The following is a 2,240-nucleotide window of genomic DNA, read 5'->3' as shown; positions in this document are numbered from 1 at the left end:
ACCCGTCCTCGCCGGCGAACGACATGCGGAACAGCCGCATCGGCACGCCCGCGAACGTGCCTTCGCGCATGCTCATGAAGGGCATCGCGTCGGCCGACAGATCCATGCCGTCGACGAAGGGCGCAAGAAGCCCGGCCGCCTTGGGCCCCTGCAAGGCGATCACCGCCCATTGCTCGGAGGTCGAGGTCAGCCAGACCTTCAGATGCGGGAACTCGGTCTGAAGATAGTCTTCCATATGGTGGAGAACGCGCGGCGCGCCACCCGTCGTCGTCGTCACATGGAACCGGTCGTCGGCGATCCGCCCGACGACGCCATCGTCATAGATGAAACCGTCCTCGCGGCACATGATGCCGTAGCGCAGCCGCCCCACGCCGAGCTTGAGGAACGGGTTGGTGTAGAGCAGGTTCATGAACGCGGCCGCGTCCGGCCCGACCACCTCGATCTTGCCGAGCGTCGAGGCGTCGAACAGGCCGGCCGACCGGCGCACGGTGACGCATTCGCGGTTGACCGCCGCAGCCATGTCCTCGCCGGCGCGCGGATAGTACCAGGGCCGCTTCCACTGGCCGACATCCTCGAACACCGCGCCCAGCGCCGCATGGCTCTCGTGCATCGGCGTGCGGCGGGTCGGATCGAACAGCGCGCCCCGGCCCTGGCCGACAAGGGTCCCGAAGGTGACCGGCGTATAGGGCGACCGGAACGTGGTCAGCCCCACCTCGGGGATCGGCCTGCCGAGCGCCTCGGCGGCGATGGCGAGGCCATGCATGTTCGACAGTTTGCCCTGGTCGGTCGCCATGCCGCTGGTGGTGAAACGCTTGACATGCTCGATCGAATGAAAGCCCTCGCGCACGGCAAGCCGGATGTCCTTTTCGGTGACGTCGTTCTGGAAGTCGACGAAGGCTTTCACCACCTTGCCCGCTTCCGGGTTCGGCCCCGCGCCGAGCATGGCGCCGGCCCAGGAGCCGTTGCTTTCGGCGCCGATCGCGATCGTCTTGCGCCTGGATTTGGGCCGGGCCGCCTTCGCCGCCGCCGCGCCCGCCGCAAGCCCCCCCTTGACGGTCGCCGCAAGGGTGTCGGCGCCGTTGCAGGCTCCGATGCAGGCACAGTCCTGCGCATGTTCGCCGGGCAGGAAGCGCTGACTTTCGGCATCGAAGCGCAGCGTGCCGCGCGATTGCGAGAACAGGTGCACCGAGGGCGTCCACCCCGCCGACATGATCAGCGCATCGACCGGGATCACCTGGCGGTTGCCCCCCGCGCACGGCCGCACCACGATCGAGGAAACCCGCAGCTTGCCGCCGGCGGCGGTCACCGCGTGATGGGTCAGAACGCGGATGCCGAGCGCGTCGGCCTGTTCGAGCAGCGCCGGGTCGACCGTTTCGCGCATGTCGGCGATGACCGGAATGTCGGCGCCGGCGCGCTTGAGTTCGAAGGCGGCCGCATAGGCGCAGTCATTGGCCGTATAGACGCCCACCAGATTGCCGATGCGCACGCCGTAATGGTTCAGATAGGCGCGCGCCGCCGAGGCCAGCATGATGCCCGGCCGGTCATTGTTGGCGAACACCATGTGCCGCTCGATGGCGCCGGTGGCGATGACGACGCGCCGGGCGCGCACCTGCCACAGCCTTTCGCGCGCCGCGCCGGGATCGGGCGCGGCCAGATGGTCGGTCAGCCGTTCGGCGAGCGCGACGAAGTTCTGCGCATAATATCCGAAGGCGGTCGTGCGCGGCAGCACGCGCACATTGTCCATGGCCGACAGCCGGGCCGCCGCTTCGGCCGCCCAGTCGAACCCGGCCCGGCCGTCGATCCGCGCCTCGGCCTCGAAGGCCAGCGCGCCGCCCAATGTCGCCCGCTCGTCGCACACGATCACCGAGGCGCCGCCTTCGGCGGCCGCCAGCGCCGCGCTCAGGCCGGCCGCGCCGCCTCCGCAGACCAGAACGTCGCAATGGGCATAGCACGCCGCATAGCGGTCCGGATCGGGCTGGTCGGGGGCGACGCCCAGACCGGCCGCGCGGCGGATCACCGGTTCGTAGACCGTGTCCCAGGCCTTTTTCGGCCACATGAATGTCTTGTAATAGAAGCCGGCAGCGAACACCGGCGACATCCAGTCATTGACCTCGCCCACATCGGCCGCAAGCGAGGGCCAGCGGTTCTGGCTGACCGCCTCCATCCCGTCATGGACTTCCTGCACCGTGGCGCGCACGTTCGGCTGGCGCCGCGCCGGCCCCCGCGCGATGCCGACAAGC

At 69.4% G+C, this 2,240-nt stretch carries 1 protein-coding gene; it reads right to left on the bottom strand.

Annotated features, from left to right (window positions below; translation table 11 throughout):
* Positions 1-2,240, bottom strand: a 2,240-nt coding sequence (locus AC5E6L_RS15265; RefSeq protein WP_491774449.1) for an FAD-dependent oxidoreductase, incomplete at both ends; no start/stop codon positions are given.

The organism is Roseitalea sp., assembly GCF_984466335.1.
The sequence above is the reverse complement of the archived record's forward strand: the minus strand, read 5'-3'. Positions and strand labels throughout refer to the sequence as shown.